Source organism: Streptomyces glaucus (genome assembly GCF_039533365.1).
Lineage (GTDB): Bacteria > Actinomycetota > Actinomycetes > Streptomycetales > Streptomycetaceae > Streptomyces > Streptomyces glaucus.
This window is the reverse complement of sequence record NZ_BAAATK010000128.1, coordinates 1-1,535: the sequence shown is the minus strand read 5'-3', so window position 1 is coordinate 1,535 and position 1,535 is coordinate 1. Positions and strand designations below refer to the sequence as shown.

General features: G+C 69.8%; 1 protein-coding gene. It reads left to right on the top strand.

Annotation, left to right across the window (positions count from 1 at the left end; genetic code table 11):
* Nucleotides 1-4 precede the first annotated feature (4 nt).
* Nucleotides 5-1,535, top strand: a 1,531-nt coding sequence (locus ABD363_RS32350; protein ID WP_344610028.1) for an acyl-CoA carboxylase subunit beta, incomplete at its 3' end; no start/stop codon positions are given.

Here is a 1,535-nt window from a genome sequence, read left to right as displayed (position 1 = left end):
GCGGGTGGCCGAACTGCACGAGATTCGTGCCCAGGCACTCGCGGGTCCCAGCGAGAGGGCGACCGAGGCGCAGCACGCCAAGGGCAAGCTGACCGCACGGGAACGCATCGAGCTGCTGCTGGACCCCGGTTCCTTCCGGGAGGTCGAGCAGCTGCGCCGGCACCGGGCCACGGGCTTCGGCCTGGAGACCAGGAAGCCGTACACCGACGGTGTGGTCACCGGCTGGGGCACGGTGGAGGGCCGGACGGTCTTCGTCTACGCCCACGACTTCCGGATCTTCGGCGGCGCGCTGGGCGAGGCCCACGCCGCCAAGATCCACAAGATCATGGACATGGCCATCGCGGCCGGGGCCCCGCTGGTGTCGCTGAACGACGGCGCCGGCGCCCGCATCCAGGAGGGCGTCTCCGCCCTCGCGGGCTACGGCGGCATCTTCCAGCGCAACACCAAGGCCTCCGGCGTCATCCCGCAGATCTCGGTGATGCTCGGCCCGTGCGCGGGCGGCGCGGCCTACAGCCCCGCCCTGACCGACTTCGTGTTCATGGTCCGCGAGACCTCGCAGATGTTCATCACCGGCCCGGACGTCGTCAAGGCGGTCACCGGCGAGGAGATCACCCAGAACGGCCTGGGCGGCGCCGACGTGCACGCCGAGACCTCCGGCGTGTGCCACTTCGCCTACGACGACGAGGAGACGTGCCTGGCGGAGGTGCGCTACCTGCTCTCCCTGCTGCCGCAGAACAACCGGGAGAACCCGCCGCGGGCGGAGTGCGCCGACCCGGCCGGCCGCCGCTCGGACGTCCTGCTGGACCTGGTGCCGGCGGACGGCAACCGGCCGTACGACATGACCAAGGTCATCGAGGAGATCGTCGACGACGGCGAGTACCTGGAGGTCCACGAGCGCTGGGCGCGCAACATCATCTGCGCGCTGGCCCGCCTCGACGGCCAGGTGGTCGGCATCATCGCCAACCAGCCGCAGGTGCTGGCGGGCGTGCTGGACATCGAGGCGTCGGAGAAGGCCGCGCGCTTCGTCCAGATGTGCGACGCCTTCAACATCCCGATCGTCACGTTCCTCGACGTCCCGGGCTTCCTCCCGGGCGTCGACCAGGAACACGGCGGGATCATCCGGCACGGCGCGAAGCTGCTGTACGCGTACTGCAACGCGACCGTGCCGAGGATCTCGCTGATCCTGCGCAAGGCGTACGGCGGCGCGTACATCGTCATGGACAGCCAGTCCATCGGCGCCGACCTGACCTACGCGTGGCCGACCAACGAGATCGCGGTGATGGGCGCCGAGGGCGCGGCCAACGTCATTTTCCGCCGCCAGATCGCCGAGGCCGAGGACCCCGAGGCGATGCGGCAGAAGATGGTCAAGGAGTACAAGGCCGAGCTGATGCATCCGTACTATGCGGCCGAGCGCGGCCTGGTCGACGACGTCATCGACCCGGCGGAGACCCGCGAGGTACTGATCAAGTCCCTGGCGATGCTGCAGACCAAGCACGCCGACCTGCCCTCCCGCAAGCACGGCAACCCGCCCCAGT